Below are 14,298 nucleotides of genomic sequence, written 5' to 3' on the forward strand. Positions count from 1 at the left end.
GTGCTGCATCTCACCCCCCTGACCCGGCGACGACTGGCCAATTTCCGCGCCAACAAGCGGGGCTATTGGTCGCTATGGATCTTTTTGTTCTTTTTTGGGCTCAGTCTCGGGGCGGAATTGTTCGCTAATGATCGACCGCTGTTGATCCAGTTTGACGGCGCGTACTATTTCCCGATGCTGTTCGATTACCCTGAAACCACCTTTGGCGGCTTTCTGGAAACGCCGACCGAATATGCCGACCCGGAGGTGCAGGATATCATCGAAGCCGAGGGGTGGATTCTTTGGCCGCTGGTGCCCTTTTCCTATGACACGGTGAACTATCGCCTGGATGTGCCGGCCCCGGCGCCGCCCTCGGCCATGAACTGGCTGGGCACCGACGATCAGGGCCGCGACGTGGTGGCGCGGTTGATCTATGGCTTTCGCATTTCGGTGCTGTTCGGGTTGATCCTGACCATTGTCAGTTCGATCATCGGCATCGCGGCGGGGGCGGTGCAGGGCTATTTCGGCGGCCTGACCGATTTGCTGTTTCAGCGCTTTATCGAGATCTGGTCGGGGTTGCCGGTGCTTTATCTGTTGATCATTCTGGCTAGTGTGGTGGAGCCCAATTTCTGGTGGCTGCTCGGCCTGATGCTGCTGTTTTCCTGGATGAGTCTGGTTGGGGTGGTGCGGGCCGAGTTCCTGCGCGCCCGCAATCTGGATTATGTGCGCGCCGCCCGGGCGTTGGGGCTGTCCAACGGCAGGATCATGTTCCGGCACATTCTGCCCAATGCCATGGTCGCCACCCTGACCTTCCTGCCGTTCATTCTGTCCGGCTCGTTGATCACCCTGACATCGCTGGATTTCCTCGGCTATGGGCTCCCCGCCGGGTCGCCGTCGCTGGGGGAATTGCTGAATCAGGGTAAGAACTACCTGTTTGCCCCGTGGCTCGGTATGACCGCCTTTTTCGTCGTCGCCATCATGCTCAGTCTGTTGATCTTTATTGGGGAAGCGGTACGCGACGCCTTCGATCCGAGGAAAAATTTCCAATGACCGCATTGCTTGATATTCGCGACCTGCATGTGTCCTTCGGCCACGGGCCGCGCGAGGTGCGGGCGGTGCGCGGCGCATCGTTTCAGATCCAGCGCGGCGAAACGGTGGGGCTGGTCGGCGAGAGCGGCTCCGGCAAGTCGGTGACCGCCCTGTCGGTGCTGCAACTGCTGCCCTATCCGCTGGCCCATCATCCGGCGGGCTCCATCCTGTTTCAGGGTGAAGAACTGCTCGGGGCGGGACAGCGCAGGCTGCGGCAGATTCGCGGAAACCGCATCGCGATGATTTTTCAGGAACCCCTGACCAGCCTCAACCCCTTGCACAGCATCGAAAAACAAATCGCCGAAGTGTTGTTCGTGCACAAGGCCATGGGCGCGAAACAGGCCCGCGCCCGGGTCGAGGAACTGATGGAGTTGGTCGGGCTGAAGGAACAGATTTCCCGGCTGAAATCCCTGCCGCACGAATTTTCCGGCGGTCAGCAACAACGGGTGATGATCGCCATGGCCCTGGCCAACGAGCCGGACCTGCTCATTGCCGACGAGCCGACCACCGCTTTGGATGTCACGGTGCAGGCGCAAATCCTGAAGTTGCTCAAGGAGTTGCAGCAGAAACTGCATATGTCGTTGCTGCTGATTACCCATGATCTGGGCATCGTGCGCCACATGGCCGACCGGGTCTGTGTGATGACTGACGGCCAGTTGGTGGAACAGCAAGAGACCGAACAGTTGTTCCAACAACCGCAGCACCCCTATACCCGCCACCTGCTGGCCGCCGAGCCCAAGGGCCGTCCCGATGCGGCGCCCGTCACGGCCCCGGAAATCATGGCCACCCAAGATTTGAAGGTCTGGTTCCCGATCAAGAAGGGGCTGATTCGCCGCACGGTGGGTCATGTGAAGGCGGTGGATGGCATTTCCCTGAAGCTGCGCCGGGGGCATACCCTGGGCGTGGTGGGCGAGAGCGGTTCCGGCAAGACCACCCTGGGCCGCGCCCTGTTGCGGCTGGAACCCTCCGACGGCCCCATCGTGTTTCTCGGAGAACATCTGGACCGCCGCAGTTTTAAGCAGTTACGCCCCGTGCGCCGCCATATGCAGATGGTCTTTCAGGACCCCTTCGGCTCCCTGAGCCCGCGCCTGTCGGTTTTTCAGATCGTTGAGGAAGGGCTGTTGGTGCATCAACTCGGCGGCACTTACGAGGAGCGCCGCCAACGGGTCGCCGACACCCTGCAAGAGGTCGGCCTGGACCCCCAGACCATGGACCGCTACCCGCACGAGTTTTCCGGTGGTCAGCGCCAAAGGGTCTCCATCGCCCGTGCCCTGGTGCTCAAGCCGTCGTTCATCGTGCTGGACGAGCCGACCTCGGCTCTGGATATGTCGGTGCAGGCACAGGTGGTGGAGTTGCTGCGGCAACTGCAAAAGGACCACGATTTGACCTATCTGTTCATCAGTCACGACCTGCGGGTGGTCCGCGCCCTGGCCCATGACGTGTTGGTCATGCGCGCCGGTCGGGTGGTCGAACAAGGCCCCGCCGATCAGATCTTCGCCCAGCCCCGCGAAGCCTATACCAAGGCCCTGATGGCCGCCGCCTTCGAACTGCGGGCCGACGAGAGCGGCGTGGTCGGCATGTGACGTTGGGGGCGATCAAGCGACCCTAGGCGGTTTCCTTGCGTCACGAAATGGGCTATGGAACCCCATGATTCATGACATCCCACAGACGGAGAATTCGCCCCCATGAGCGTCAAGATCTATCACAATCCCCGCTGTTCCAAGTCCCGCACCACCCTCGGACTGATCGAGGAAAAGGGCATCGCGCCGGAAATCGTCTTGTATCTGGACACCCCGCCCAGCGCCGCCGAACTGAAATCCATCCTGGCCAAGCTGGGTAAGGGACCGCGCGATATCCTGCGGTCGAAGGAGGCCAAGGAAGAAGGCATCGACGGGCTCGATGGAGATGATCTGATTGCCGCCCTGGTGGCCCACCCCCGGGCCATCGAACGGCCCATCGTGGTTAATGGTGAGAAGGCCGCCCTGGGCCGTCCGCCGGAAAGCGTGCTGGGAATTTTGTAGGCGCTTTCGGCCTACGTCAGCAGGCTCCCCACCTGCACCACCACGAAGGCCAGGGTCCAGCCGACCAGCAACGAGAAGCCGAGGGAGAAAAAGGCCCAGTTCCAGCCCCCGGCTTCCCGCTTGATGGCGGCGAAGGTGGACATGCAGGGGCTGTAGAGCAGCAGGAATACCATGAGGGCGAAGGCGGTCACCGGCGTCATCGCGTTGGCCAGGGAGGCGCGCAAGCCTTCGGAGCCGGTCTCGCTGCCGTCGTTTTGTCCATAGAGCACCGCATAGCTGGCGACCACCATTTCCTTGGCGAAAAAGCCGGTGATGATCGACACGGTATCCTGCCAGCCGAAGCCGAGCGGGGCGAACACCGGGCTTACCGCCTGCCCCATGCGCCCCAGATAACTGTTTTCCACCCGCTCCCGCTCCTGTTCAAGGCGCAGGCTGGCAACGGCGGCGTCGCGCTCCGGTCCGGGCTCCTGGATCGCCTCGATGCGCGCCGTCTCGGCGTCGAAGTCGCGGCTCCCCTCCATGTCGCGGGGAAACGCCTGCAAGGCCCAGACGACAATTGAGCCGACCACGATCACCCCACCGACCATGCGCACGAAATCCCAGGCCTTGTCCCACATGTGATAGAGCACCGAGCCCAAGGTCGGCAGCCGGTAGGGCGGCAGTTCCATGATAAAAGACTCGGCTCCCCCCTTGATGACAAAACGACTGAGAAACACCGCCGCGCCCATGGCGGTGAAAATGCTGATCAGATACATGAGAAAAATGACCCGCCCGGCATGCTCGCCAAAAAACGCCCCGGACAGCAGGATGAAGGCGGGCAATCTCTGCGAACAGGACATGAAGGGATTGATCAGGATCGCCACCAACCGGGACTGTGGACTCTCGATGGTCCGCGAGGCCATCACCGCCGGGACATTGCAGCCAAAGCCCATGACCAGCGGAATGAAAGCTTTGCCATGCAGCCCGAACAGGTGCATGGCACGATCAACCAGAAATGAGGAACGGGCCAGGTAGCCGGTCTCACTGAACATGGCGATGAAGAAAAACAGGATCAGGATATAAGGCAGGAACACGATCACCGCCCCCATGCCGGTCACCACGCCGTCGATGATCAGGTCATGGACCAGACCGGCGGGCAGCAAGCCGCCGATGACCCCGGCGACCCAGGACACGCCGCCATCAATCCAGTCGGCGGGATAGTTGCCAAGGGTGAAGGTGGATTCGAACATCAGCCACATGAGAGCAAAAAAGATCGGCATGCCCAGCCAACGGTTCAGTAGCACCCGATCCAACCGCCGGGTCAGATCGGTGGCTTCGTCAATCGCCGGGTCGTGGGTGGACACCTCGCTCAGCAATCCATGAATGAACCCATAACGGGCCGAGGAAAACATGATCTCACAGTCTTCACCGTGATGACGGGCCAGATCGAACCGTTCGCGGCGCACCATTTCGATCAACAGATCGTGCTCGCCCTCCTGGCGCAGGATCTCGTCGTCGCCCTCCAGCAGCTTGATGCTCAACCAGCGGCTTTGCTCCTCTTCAAAGGCCCCCGGATGCAGGTCGCTGACCAGTTTCTGCACCCGGTCCAGGGCCGCCTCCAAATGGCTGTCGTAGGGCACCGCCTTGGGCTGGTCGTACAAATGGTGGGTGGCGACGTCGATCACCCGATCGAGCAGTTCCTCCACCCCGGCCCCGCTGGTGGCGACGGTCTCCACCGCGTGGCCGCCGAGAATGGATTCCAGGCCGGTCAGATCCAGTTGGATTCCCTTGCGGCGGGCCTCGTCGATCATGTTGAGGGCATACAGGCGCGGGCGGCCCATTTCGATCAATTGGGTGGTCAGGAACAGGTTGCGGGTCAGGTTTCCCGCATCCAGCACATTGAGAACGATATCCGGGCGCTGGTATTGAATGAAGTCGCGCCCAATCCGTTCCTCGGGAGATTGCGAGGTCAGAGAATAAATCCCCGGCAGATCCACCAGTCGAATTTGCCATCCCCGGTGCGCGATGACGCATTGTTTCACCTTCACCGTCACACGGGGATAATTTCCGACGTTTTCCTTGGTGCCGGTGATGGCATTGTAGAGCGAGGTCTTGCCGCAGTTGGGGTTGCCGACCAGGGCGACGGTGACCGACTTGGTTTGCGCCGGTTCCAGGCCCGCTTCGACGAGGACCTGATCTTTGGGGGACATTACCGGAACTCCTTGAGGTAATGGCTTTCGAACCAGCGCTTGGACCAATGGCCGAGCACCGACATGGGCAGCATCAAATTGCGCTTCGGGTCGCGATAGACCATGGTGCCCTTGTCGATGGAATCAACGATGCAGATCAGTTCCACCCGGAAGGTCTCCGCAGGGATCCCCCCGGCCAGTTCGGTGAGCAGATTGGCGACCGCCGCATGGGCCTGCAAATCGGCCATATGGGCCTGTTTGGGCATCCAGTCGGGGCCTTTGAAGGAGCCGCTGTCGCCAACCACATAGGTCTTCTCCCAGCCCTCCACCCGGCACTGCATATCGGCCCGCACCATGCCGCCCTCGGACAAAGGCAGGCCGCTGTCCTGGAGCCAGGCCGGGCCGGTCAGACCGGGCATGAACAAGATCATGTCGGCTTCCAGATCGCCGCCTTCGGTCATGATCTTGTTGGCTTCAAAGCCCTTCATCTTGTGGCCCAGATGGGTCTTCACGCCACGCTTGGCCATTTCCCGAAGCAGCTTGTCCACCGCCTTTTCGCCCATGCGGATGCCCGGCTTGGGGGCCGGGGAAAAAAACACTAGCTCGAACTTGTCACGGCATTTTTGTTGTCGCAGATAGGTGTCGATGCCGAACAGGAATTCAAACATCGGGCCGCCACGTACGCCGCTGGGCTCCTTCGGATTGCCGCCGAACCCCATGGCGATGGTGCCGCCGCCGCCGGCCATCATCTGATGCAGCCGATCATGGATCTGCTGCGCCTCGGCGACCCCGGAACAGGGCACGATGGCGTGTTCGATGCCCGGCAGCTTGCGGATGAAGCGCCCGCCGGAAGCAATGATCAGGCCGTCGTTGGAAACATCGCCCGTGTCGGTGCGCACCGTCCGGCCGCCGTCCGCCAGGCCGCTGACCGTGCCCTGATGGAAGTCGAGGCGGTTTTGCTTCAAGAAGTGATCCAGCCCGACGATCAGGTCTTCGCCCCGGCGCACCTTCGTCGGCACCCAGATCAGGCTGGGCGCATAGACGAACTGCCGTTGCGGCGCGATCAGGGTGATTTTTAAATCGGGCTGCTTGCGGCGCAGGCTGCGGGCCGCGGTCAGGCCGCCGAAACCGGCACCGATGATGCAGATATGAGTCATAATACGGGTGTCCTTTGCTGGGCAGTCCCCTACAGTCCTCTCATAAAGGCCGGACGGAGTTCCCGCAACCCCTGCCGCGCCGCGTGAAGCTCGTCCAGGAGCCGGTCCCGGTCGCGCGGCAGATTGCCGGCCAGGGCCAGCGCGTTGGAGGCATGGTTGGAGCGAAAGATCAGCGGGCGGGGCGGGGCGATTTGCGCGATCAGCCGTTGCTGCTCGGCCAGGATGCCATCGTCGTCTTGAAAGTCGAACGGTGCCCCATATTTGGCCCGGAAATCCGCCTCGGCCGCAGGCTCCAGGGTGAGTTGCAGAGTGGACAGGAAGGTCAGCGGCACCCCGTTGACCAGCGCCGCCGTGCCGTCCATATGGTCTTGCCAGCGGTCCCGTCCCCCCAGGCCGAGCACCACCGTCGCCGAGACTTTCAGCCCCGCTTTGTGGGCCCGGGTCAGACCTTCAGTCATGGCTTTCGGCGTCGAACCTTTGCGGATTCGTTTGAGAATATCCGGCGAACCGCTTTCGATTCCCACATAGATCAGGCTCAGACCGTTTTCCTTCAGGGTCCGCAGCTCGGTTTCGGACTTGCGCAGCAGATTGATTGGCGTCGCGTAGCTTGATACCCGGGTCAGTCCGGGCAGACGCTGTTTCAGGTGATCAAGCAGCGCCAACAGGTGATCCATGGGCAGCACCAGGGCATCCCCGTCGGCCAGAAACACCCGGGTTGCGTCGGGCCAATGGGCGGCCAACCGGTCGATCTGGGCCATGGTCTCGTCCAGGGGACGGGCAGAAAAACGCTTGCTTTTGTACATGGAGCAGAAGGTGCAGCCGTTGAACGAGCAGCCCAGGGTCGCCTGGACAATCAGGTTGTTGCCCTCGCTGGGCGGGCGGTACAGAGGCATATCATACATCGGTTCGCGCATTCCGTTTGACGGCGGACGGCATCATCTTAAACTCTCCCCATGATGAACCAAACCGATTCCACCGCCTCCGAAACGGACCGGCTGTTTCAGGCCGCCCTGGCCGCCCATCAGGGTCAGCGGCTGGAAGAAGCGGTGCGGCTGTATCATCAGGTGTTGCAGATCAATCCGGGGGCGGTGGATGCCCTGGGCAACATGGGGGCGGCCCTGCGCGCTCTGGGCAAATACGCCGCCGCCGCGGCCTGCCAGAAACGGGCCAGCCGCATGCTGCCCGGGCGCGCCTCCTTTCATTCCAATCTGGGCAATGCGTTGCGCGACCTGGACCGGCAGCCGGAAGCCCTGGCCGCCCATCGGGAAGCGGTGCGGCTCGATCCCAACAACGGCGGCACCTGGTACAATATGGGTCTGGTGTTGCAAGACCTGGGGGAACTGGACGAAGCCATCGCCTGCTTTGATCGAACCCTCCAATTGAATCCCAACGACGGCAAGTGTCAGTGGGATCGGGCGCTGGCCATCCTGCTGACCGGCGACCTGCGGCGCGGCTTCGAGGCCTATGAGGCGCGCTGGCGGCTTCCCGATACGCCCCGGCACGGTTTGCCCGACGACTTGTTGTGGCAGGGGCAGGCGTTATCGGGCAAGCACATCTTCTTGCATCAGGAGCAAGGTTTCGGGGACACTATACAGTTTATCCGCTATGTGTCCCGGCTCAAGGCGCAGGGGGCCGAGGTGACGTTGGCCTGTCACACCGCGTTGATCCGGCTGTTCTCGAATATGCCGGAAATTGATCACCTGTTGGCCAAGGGTGAGGTTCCGGCCGCTTACGATTATCATGCGCCGCTGCTGTCGCTGCCGCGAGTCTTCGGCACCACCCTCGACACCATCCCGGCCTCGGTGCCCTATCTGGTGCCGCCCGCCGTGGACGGCCTCGCCTTGCCGCCCCGGCTCCCGGGGGCGCGCCGGGTGGGCATCGTCTGGGGGGGTAGTCCGAGTCATCGCAATGATCGGCGGCGCAGTGTGGCCCTGGAACGGTTCATTGATCTGGCGGGACGGCCCGACGTGAGCCTGATCAGCCTGCAAAAAGGCGAGCGCGAGCGCGACCTGGCTCTGACCGGCGGCGGGGCGCTGATTGCCGCCATGGGGTCCCGATTGGAGGATTTCGCCGATACGGCGGCGCTGCTCGGGCAACTGGATCTGGTGATCACCGTCGATACCTCGGTGGCTCATCTGGCCGGGGCGCTGAATGTCCCGGCCTGGGTGCTGCTACCGTTCGCGCCGGACTGGCGCTGGATGCGCGGGCGGACGGACAGTCCCTGGTATCCCAGTCTGCGGCTGTTTCGCCAGCCCAGTCCGGGCGACTGGGACAGTCTGTTCGAGCAGCTCAATCGGGCCTTGGATGAGACCATATGACTGCCCTTTGAGCCCCACAGGCTGCGGCCAGGTCCTCGGCGGCGGCGGCGAGGTCGAATGCCGCGTCGAGCCGTACCAAGTGCGCCGCGCAACGGGTACAATCGCTACTGCCGAATCCGCGAATTGGGGTCCATGCGCCATGGGCCGACAGCAGCCGATCGACGATTCCGCATTCAGTGCCTTCGGGGAAAGCCGCCACCGCCCCCACCCGGGCCGTATTGGTCAGCCGATCAATATGCCAGTGCACAATCTTGGATGGTTTCACATGGCGGGCGCAGCGGGCCCGGATGCCGCCTGGACCGCGCGCACTGCCCGCATAGACATAACGCCCCGGTTCCAATGACTGATCTTTAGGCAGAAGCAGGGGTGTCGACAGGTCGATGAGCAAAGCATAGGCTCCAGGCGCGTCGGGCAGGGGAAAGATCTCAGGAGCCGTTGCGGGCATGGGCCGAACACCTTGGGCATTTGTTCAGATGCAAGAATGCGTTAAGCTTCTCCAGTTTATATATACCCTATTCTTCTGCAAAGAACTCGGAGCCCCATCGTGAGTGCCCTATCGTGAGTGAGGAACGTCCCCGCCGTCGCCCGTCCAGGCGCCGCAGCCGAGAGATCGTTCCCCTCGGCGAGCCGGAGACCGCACTGGCTCCCGAGGAGGAAGACTCTGCGCCGCCGCCGCCGCCTGCCAAGCCGTCGGGTTTCGCCGTCTTGCTGCAACAGCTTTTCGGCCCGCGCCAGAAGCCCAAGGGACCGACCCTCAAAATCTGTCTGGCCCCGCTCGGCAACGATCCGCAGGGGGCGCTAACCTACCGGCTTTCCGAATCATTGCGTCAGGGGGTGGCGTTGACCATCGTCACCCTCACCGCTCCCCTTGAGGTGCCGCTGGGCGATGATCCGGTGCGGGCGGTATCGGATGCCGCAGCCGCGGCCCGCAACCTGTTGGCCCGTGAAGGGGGAGATCTGTTGATCTGGGGGGCGGCGATCAAGGGTGGGGCCTTGCTCGACCTCTATCTGCTCCCCGCCGTGCCCGACAACAACGACCGCCCCGGTAACCCGGGGAGCTGCGGCCATATGGTGGTGCCCGCCGCGCCCGGCGAGGTGATCGGCGGATTGCTGCGCGCCCTGGTCATGGCGGCCGGCGCGGTGCGTCCCACCCCGGCCAGTCTGGTGACGCATAGGGCCATTGAAGCCACCCTGGAAGCCGTGCAATCGTCCGGCCAGCCGCCGCCCTACGATTTGGATGCGCGGCAGCGGGCCCTTTTGCAGGCCGGATTCGGACATGTGGCAACGCTGATCGGCTGGCAGTCCGGTCGCACAGAATGGTTGACCCGGGCGGAAGAAGCCCTGGCCGCCGCGCTGAAGGGCCTGGATGTGGAAAACACCCCGCTGGATTGGGCGCTGGTTCAGCATAGCCTGGGCAATCTGCTGCTGGTTCGGGCCGAGCGCGGCCTGACCGACGACGTGGTCGATACCCTGGAACAGGCGGCGCAGGCCATGGAGTCGGCCCTGCGCGTCTTTCAGCCCTCGACCTTTCCCGCCGAATGGGCGGCGCTGCAATATCGACTGGCGCAGATTCTGCACCGGTTGGATCGGGAAAGCAGCGATTCGGATCTGCTTAAGCGGGCCATCACCGCCTATCAGGCGACCCTGCGGGTCTATACCCGGGCCGCGCAGCCGCAGCGCTGGGCCGAAGTGCTCAACAGTCTGGCCCTGGCGGCGCAGGTGCTGGGCGAGGACCTGCGCAACCCTGAATTGCTGGACAAGGCCGTCCAGGCCTGCCGCTCGGCGCTGGAGGTGCGAACTCGGGACACCCATCCCACCGCCTGGGCCGCCACCCGGCACAACATGGCCTCGGCGCTGTTTTTGCTTGGGCGCGCCATCTCGGATCGGGCGGTGCTGGAAGAGGCCCAGGAAGCCTTCGCCGAAGTGGTGGATTATTACCGGGAACAGGGGGCCGACAAACCGGCCACCGTCGCCGCCCGCAATCTGGAGCGGGTCGAGAGCGCGCTGAAAACCACGTCGCCCCGGGGACGCGCCTACCTGCCGCCGCAACAGCCGGTGGACCCGGCGGCGGAAGATGGGGCCAGCGATCCCGAATCGCAGAGCTGACAGCTGCTCACAGCAGGCCGTCCAGTTCCAATTGCACGGCGAACGGCAGAACCGTGTTGGCGTTGAGTCGCGCCCCCACCAGCTGATCGGCGGAAAGTCCCTGGGTTTCACTCAAGTCCGCCCCGCGCAGATCCGCTCCGAAAAACGAGGTGCCGGTCAGGTTGGCCCGATACAGGCTGGCATTGACCAGAACCGAACGGTTGAGATTGGCCCCGGTCAAATCGGCGTTGTCCAGTTCCAGGCCGGTGAGGTCGATGCCTTGCAGATTCGCCCCCGCCAGATGCGCCCCATACAGGGTTCCCGGGGCCGGCGGATCAATGATCTGCTTGGCCAGCGGGCTGAGTTTCAAGGTTTCGTTGACCGAGGTATCGGAGTAATTCGCGCCGATTTTGCTTTGACGCACCACCGGCAAATCCTGAACGCCCGCCACCCGGAGCGACGTTCGGTCCAGGTAGGTCAAATATCCGTACAACTGCGGTATCAGGCTGACCATCGGATGGTCCCGCGGCGGTTGAAATGGCAGAGTCCATCATATCATCATTTCAACGGCGGGGCGAATCAGTGATTTCCCTCCCCTCGGGACTCGTGATGGGGCATCCTCCAGAATCATTCGACGCCGAAACCGATGGCGCATAAAATGCGTGACAATTTAAAGATTCTTCAATAGGTCATTGTTTTACAGCAAGTTATATCGTGTTGCAGAATGGCAACGCTGTTGCGGAAAAACTCGGGTTCCTCTGACCTATTCACATTTCTTGCTTGGTGACTGACGTCGTTAACGCTAGACTGAGCCAAATTTCGTTGAGGTTTGCCTAGGTAGGGGCGCGAGTGCGTAATTTCTAACGGCGGGGCCTCGTAACAACAGTCTACTTGATTGATGAGAGAGAGAGACGATGCAAAAAATGTTCAAGCGAGTTCTGTTGGCTGCGGCGGCTGTACCGCTTCTGGCCAGTGTGGCTGATAGGGAAGCGAGTGCGCAAGCGTTCACCACGACACTCTTCGCAACCTACTCCTGCTCCGATTCCACATACGGTACCAGCGGTACCTACTGGTCGGGCAATCCGTTGTACCCGAATCGTTCGTCCTATAACTCGGCTTGCTCTGCCAGCAACACCTCCAGTTCCTCGGGTTCCGTCGTGACCGCCGTGCAGACCCTGCGCGCCGCCACCGCGCAGACCGTCAGCCTGATCAGTGCGCGCATCGCCAGCCAGCGGCAGGCCATGGGCTCCCGTCCGGTGAGCGTCTCCTTGAACCAGGACGGTTCCAAGGGCGAGGTCGGCCTGTCCGGCGGCGACATGAACCGCGGCCTGGGCGTCTGGCTGCAAGGCTCCTACACCTCCGTCGAGGATGACAATACGGCGACCGCGTTTGACGGCAGCATCATGACCGGTCTGGTCGGCATCGACAAGAAGCTGGCCAACGACAAGCTGATGATCGGTCTGGCCGCCGGTTACGAAATGGGTGAATTCGACACCACCTTCAACACGGGTAATCTGGACAGCGATGGCTACATTGTCGCCCCGTACGTGTCCTATGCCATCAACGATGTCTTCAGCATCGACGCCACTGCCGGTTGGGCGCATGTCAGCTACGACATGGACCGCAAGGATCCGGTGACCTCCGAGAAGTTCACGGGTTCGACCGACGCTGACCGCTTCTTCGGGTCCGTGATGGGTAAGGCCACCAAGACCTTCAAGCAGAAGATCGAAGTCACCGGCAAGCTCGGCATGTCCTACACCACCGAAAAGCGTGATGCCTTCACCGAAACGGGCACCACCGGCACCACAGTTGCCGTTGCTTCTCAGAGCACGCACCTCGGCCAGGGCGTCCTGGGCGTCCGTCTGGGCTACAATGCGGGTAAAGTCACCCCCTACGTGGACCTGACCGGTGAATACGACTTCAACAAGTCCGCCGATCCGACCGTTGCCACCAACCAGACCAAGCCGAAGTACTCCGACTACGGTGGACGGGTGGCCCTGGGTGCGACCTTCAACCTGACCAATCGGTTGAGCGGTATGCTCGAAGGCAACTACGTCTTCCTGCGTGACAGCTACACCGAGTACGGCGGCGTCGCCAAGATCCGCCTGGACTTCTAAGAAGCTCTTGTCACCAAGACACACCAAACACGGAGCCAGGGCAATCGCCCTGGCTCTTTTCATTTGCGTGACGATTCCGTTGCTGACTCAGTGCGCCGGGGGACTGTTCGGGCAGGCCCGATCCGTTGTCGCGGAAGCTCAGAAAAGCGGATGGACTTCCCTTCACTTGTCGGCTCCGCCGTTCACCCTGTTCGCCATGCAGGGGCCGCGCGAGGGGCCGTCTCTCACCGTCTATCTAGAAGGTGATGGTCTGGCCTGGATCTCGCGCAGTCGCCCCTCTTCGGACCCCACGCCGGATGATCCCGTCGCGCTGCGCATGGCCCTGGCCGATCCTGAGGGAACAGTTCTATATTTGGCACGGCCCTGCCAGTATCTGGCCTCCGGCGCAGGCAATGCCTGTTCGACCCGCCACTGGACCTCGCACCGCTTTTCAGCGGAGGTTGTCGAAGCTTACGTAGCCGCCATCAATGCCTATGCCGAACAAAGAAATTTTCAATCGGTGCTGCTGGTCGGCTATTCCGGTGGCGGCGTGCTGGCCACTCTGGTCGCCCAACGCCTGCCATCGGTCAAGGGCTTGATCACCGCCGCCGCGCCGGTGGATCATCGAACCTGGACCCGTCATCACGATGTCAGCCTGCTCAGCGGGTCTGTTGACCCCATGGCCAAGATGAATAACCTGCGCAAGTTGCCGCAGGTCCATTTTGTGGGCACGGAGGATGAGATCGTCCCGGCCGTCGTCCAGCACGCCTTTCGGGCGCAAGTCGAAAAGATCGCCCCCGCCAAATTTTGGACTGTCGCCGGATTCAGCCATACCTGCTGTTGGGCCGAACAGTGGCCGACGCTGATCGCCAAGGCCCGTGCTCAAATCGGCAGGGCCGCGAAAGGACTCAGCGGTATTCGACCTTGAGGATTTCATAGGACTTGGTGCCGCCGGGCGAGGTCACTTCGACAGAATCCCCCAGACTCTTGCCGATCAGGCTGCGCGCCAGAGGAGCGGTGATGGAGAGCCGCCCCTTGTCCACATCGGCCTCATGGGCCCCGACGATCTGGAAACTCATTTCTTCGTCGGTATCTTCGTCTACCAAGTCAATATTGGCCCCGAATCGCACCACATCGCCGGAAAGCTTGGAGGGGTCGATGACGTCGGCACGGCTGGTAATGGCCTCCAACTCGGCAATTCGTCCCTCGATAAAACTCTGCCGTTCGCGGGCCGCGTGATATTCGGCGTTCTCCGACAGATCCCCGTGTTCGCGGGCCTCGGCTATGGCCTTGATGACGTCGGGACGCTCCACGCTCTTGAGCTGCTTGAGCTCCGCTTCCAGTCCTTCAAGTCCACCCCGGGTCATAGGGATCTTATCCATGGC

The 14,298-nt window shown here is 62.3% G+C and carries 13 protein-coding genes; 7 read left to right on the forward strand and 6 right to left on the reverse strand.

The window, feature by feature from the left end:
* Window positions 1-3 precede the first annotated feature (3 nt).
* From ACYQ1P_RS07510 to arsC, 3 genes are all read left to right on the forward strand, one after another.
* Window positions 4-1,029 carry an ABC transporter permease gene (locus ACYQ1P_RS07510; protein WP_460020145.1) on the forward strand — a complete coding sequence of 342 codons (1,026 nt, stop codon included), beginning with the start codon at window positions 4-6 and terminating at the stop codon, window positions 1,027-1,029.
* On the forward strand, window positions 1,026-2,651 hold the full coding sequence (locus tag ACYQ1P_RS07515) for an ABC transporter ATP-binding protein (RefSeq protein WP_460019722.1): 1,626 nt from the start codon (window positions 1,026-1,028) through the stop codon (window positions 2,649-2,651). Before ACYQ1P_RS07510 ends, ACYQ1P_RS07515 begins: the two co-directional genes overlap by 4 nt.
* A 102-nt stretch (window positions 2,652-2,753) precedes the next feature.
* Entirely contained in the window at window positions 2,754-3,089 is a 336-nt protein-coding gene (gene arsC / locus ACYQ1P_RS07520; protein WP_460019723.1) for an arsenate reductase (glutaredoxin), read from the forward strand.
* Between the two features lie 11 nt (window positions 3,090-3,100).
* Here arsC and feoB read toward each other — a convergent pair whose 3' ends face one another.
* From feoB to ACYQ1P_RS07535, 3 genes are read right to left on the reverse strand one after another with little or no spacing between them, the layout of a single operon-like run.
* Window positions 3,101-5,278: a ferrous iron transport protein B gene (gene feoB, locus ACYQ1P_RS07525; protein WP_460019724.1), complete on the reverse strand. Its 2,178-nt coding sequence runs from the start codon at window positions 5,276-5,278 to the stop codon at window positions 3,101-3,103.
* Entirely contained in the window at window positions 5,278-6,414 is a 1,137-nt protein-coding gene (locus tag ACYQ1P_RS07530; protein WP_460019725.1) for an NAD(P)/FAD-dependent oxidoreductase, read from the reverse strand. The genes feoB and ACYQ1P_RS07530 overlap by 1 nt, the downstream gene beginning before the upstream one ends.
* 29 nt (window positions 6,415-6,443) lie before the next feature.
* Window positions 6,444-7,316, reverse strand: coding sequence for a radical SAM protein (locus ACYQ1P_RS07535; protein WP_460019726.1), 873 nt, complete (start codon window positions 7,314-7,316; stop codon window positions 6,444-6,446).
* Window positions 7,317-7,367: 51 nt separating this feature from the next.
* Here ACYQ1P_RS07535 and ACYQ1P_RS07540 point away from each other — a divergent pair, with 51 nt between their 5' ends.
* On the forward strand, window positions 7,368-8,732 hold the full coding sequence (locus ACYQ1P_RS07540; protein WP_460019727.1) for a tetratricopeptide repeat protein: 1,365 nt from the start codon (window positions 7,368-7,370) through the stop codon (window positions 8,730-8,732).
* Here ACYQ1P_RS07540 and ACYQ1P_RS07545 read toward each other — a convergent pair.
* Window positions 8,704-9,177, reverse strand: coding sequence for a GIY-YIG nuclease family protein (locus ACYQ1P_RS07545; protein ID WP_460019728.1), 474 nt, complete (start codon window positions 9,175-9,177; stop codon window positions 8,704-8,706). The two genes, ACYQ1P_RS07540 and ACYQ1P_RS07545, sit on opposite strands and share 29 nt — an antisense overlap.
* 113 nt (window positions 9,178-9,290) lie before the next feature.
* On the opposite strand from ACYQ1P_RS07545, the gene ACYQ1P_RS07550 reads away from it, so the two are divergent.
* The gene (locus ACYQ1P_RS07550) at window positions 9,291-10,838 is read left to right on the forward strand and encodes a hypothetical protein (RefSeq protein WP_460019729.1); all 1,548 of its coding nucleotides are present in this window, start codon (window positions 9,291-9,293) and stop codon (window positions 10,836-10,838) included.
* Window positions 10,839-10,845: 7 nt separating this feature from the next.
* Here ACYQ1P_RS07550 and ACYQ1P_RS07555 read toward each other — a convergent pair whose 3' ends face one another.
* On the reverse strand, window positions 10,846-11,331 hold the full coding sequence (locus ACYQ1P_RS07555; RefSeq protein ID WP_460019730.1) for a pentapeptide repeat-containing protein: 486 nt from the start codon (window positions 11,329-11,331) through the stop codon (window positions 10,846-10,848).
* Between the two features lie 643 nt (window positions 11,332-11,974).
* Here ACYQ1P_RS07555 and ACYQ1P_RS07560 point away from each other — a divergent pair.
* Complete coding sequence (locus tag ACYQ1P_RS07560) at window positions 11,975-12,934, forward strand: autotransporter outer membrane beta-barrel domain-containing protein (protein WP_460019731.1); 960 nt, start codon at window positions 11,975-11,977, stop codon at window positions 12,932-12,934.
* Window positions 12,935-13,100: 166 nt separating this feature from the next.
* Window positions 13,101-13,841 (forward strand): alpha/beta fold hydrolase, encoded by a 741-nt coding sequence (locus ACYQ1P_RS07565; RefSeq protein ID WP_460019732.1) that lies wholly within the window; start codon window positions 13,101-13,103, stop codon window positions 13,839-13,841.
* Here the strand turns inward: ACYQ1P_RS07565 and greA are convergent.
* Window positions 13,822-14,295, reverse strand: a complete 474-nt coding sequence (gene greA, locus ACYQ1P_RS07570; protein ID WP_460019733.1) for a transcription elongation factor GreA — start codon at window positions 14,293-14,295, stop codon at window positions 13,822-13,824. The genes ACYQ1P_RS07565 and greA overlap by 20 nt on opposite strands.
* Window positions 14,296-14,298 lie beyond the last annotated feature (3 nt).

Source organism: Magnetospira thiophila, assembly GCF_054657015.1.

Excerpts from the sequence above, each read along its gene's own strand:
- ACYQ1P_RS07540 (WP_460019727.1), top strand. The coding sequence starts at position 7,368 with ATGATGAACCAAACCGATTCCACCGCCTCCGAAACGGACCGGCTGTTT.
- arsC (WP_460019723.1), top strand. The coding sequence starts at position 2,754 with ATGAGCGTCAAGATCTATCACAATCCCCGCTGTTCCAAGTCCCGCACC.
- ACYQ1P_RS07530 (WP_460019725.1), bottom strand. The coding sequence starts at position 6,414 with ATGACTCATATCTGCATCATCGGTGCCGGTTTCGGCGGCCTGACCGCG.
- feoB (WP_460019724.1), bottom strand. The coding sequence starts at position 5,278 with ATGTCCCCCAAAGATCAGGTCCTCGTCGAAGCGGGCCTGGAACCGGCG.
- greA (WP_460019733.1), bottom strand. The coding sequence starts at position 14,295 with ATGGATAAGATCCCTATGACCCGGGGTGGACTTGAAGGACTGGAAGCG.
- ACYQ1P_RS07555 (WP_460019730.1), bottom strand. The coding sequence starts at position 11,331 with ATGGTCAGCCTGATACCGCAGTTGTACGGATATTTGACCTACCTGGAC.
- ACYQ1P_RS07545 (WP_460019728.1), bottom strand. The coding sequence starts at position 9,177 with ATGCCCGCAACGGCTCCTGAGATCTTTCCCCTGCCCGACGCGCCTGGA.
- ACYQ1P_RS07535 (WP_460019726.1), bottom strand. The coding sequence starts at position 7,316 with ATGTATGATATGCCTCTGTACCGCCCGCCCAGCGAGGGCAACAACCTG.
- ACYQ1P_RS07515 (WP_460019722.1), top strand. The coding sequence starts at position 1,026 with ATGACCGCATTGCTTGATATTCGCGACCTGCATGTGTCCTTCGGCCAC.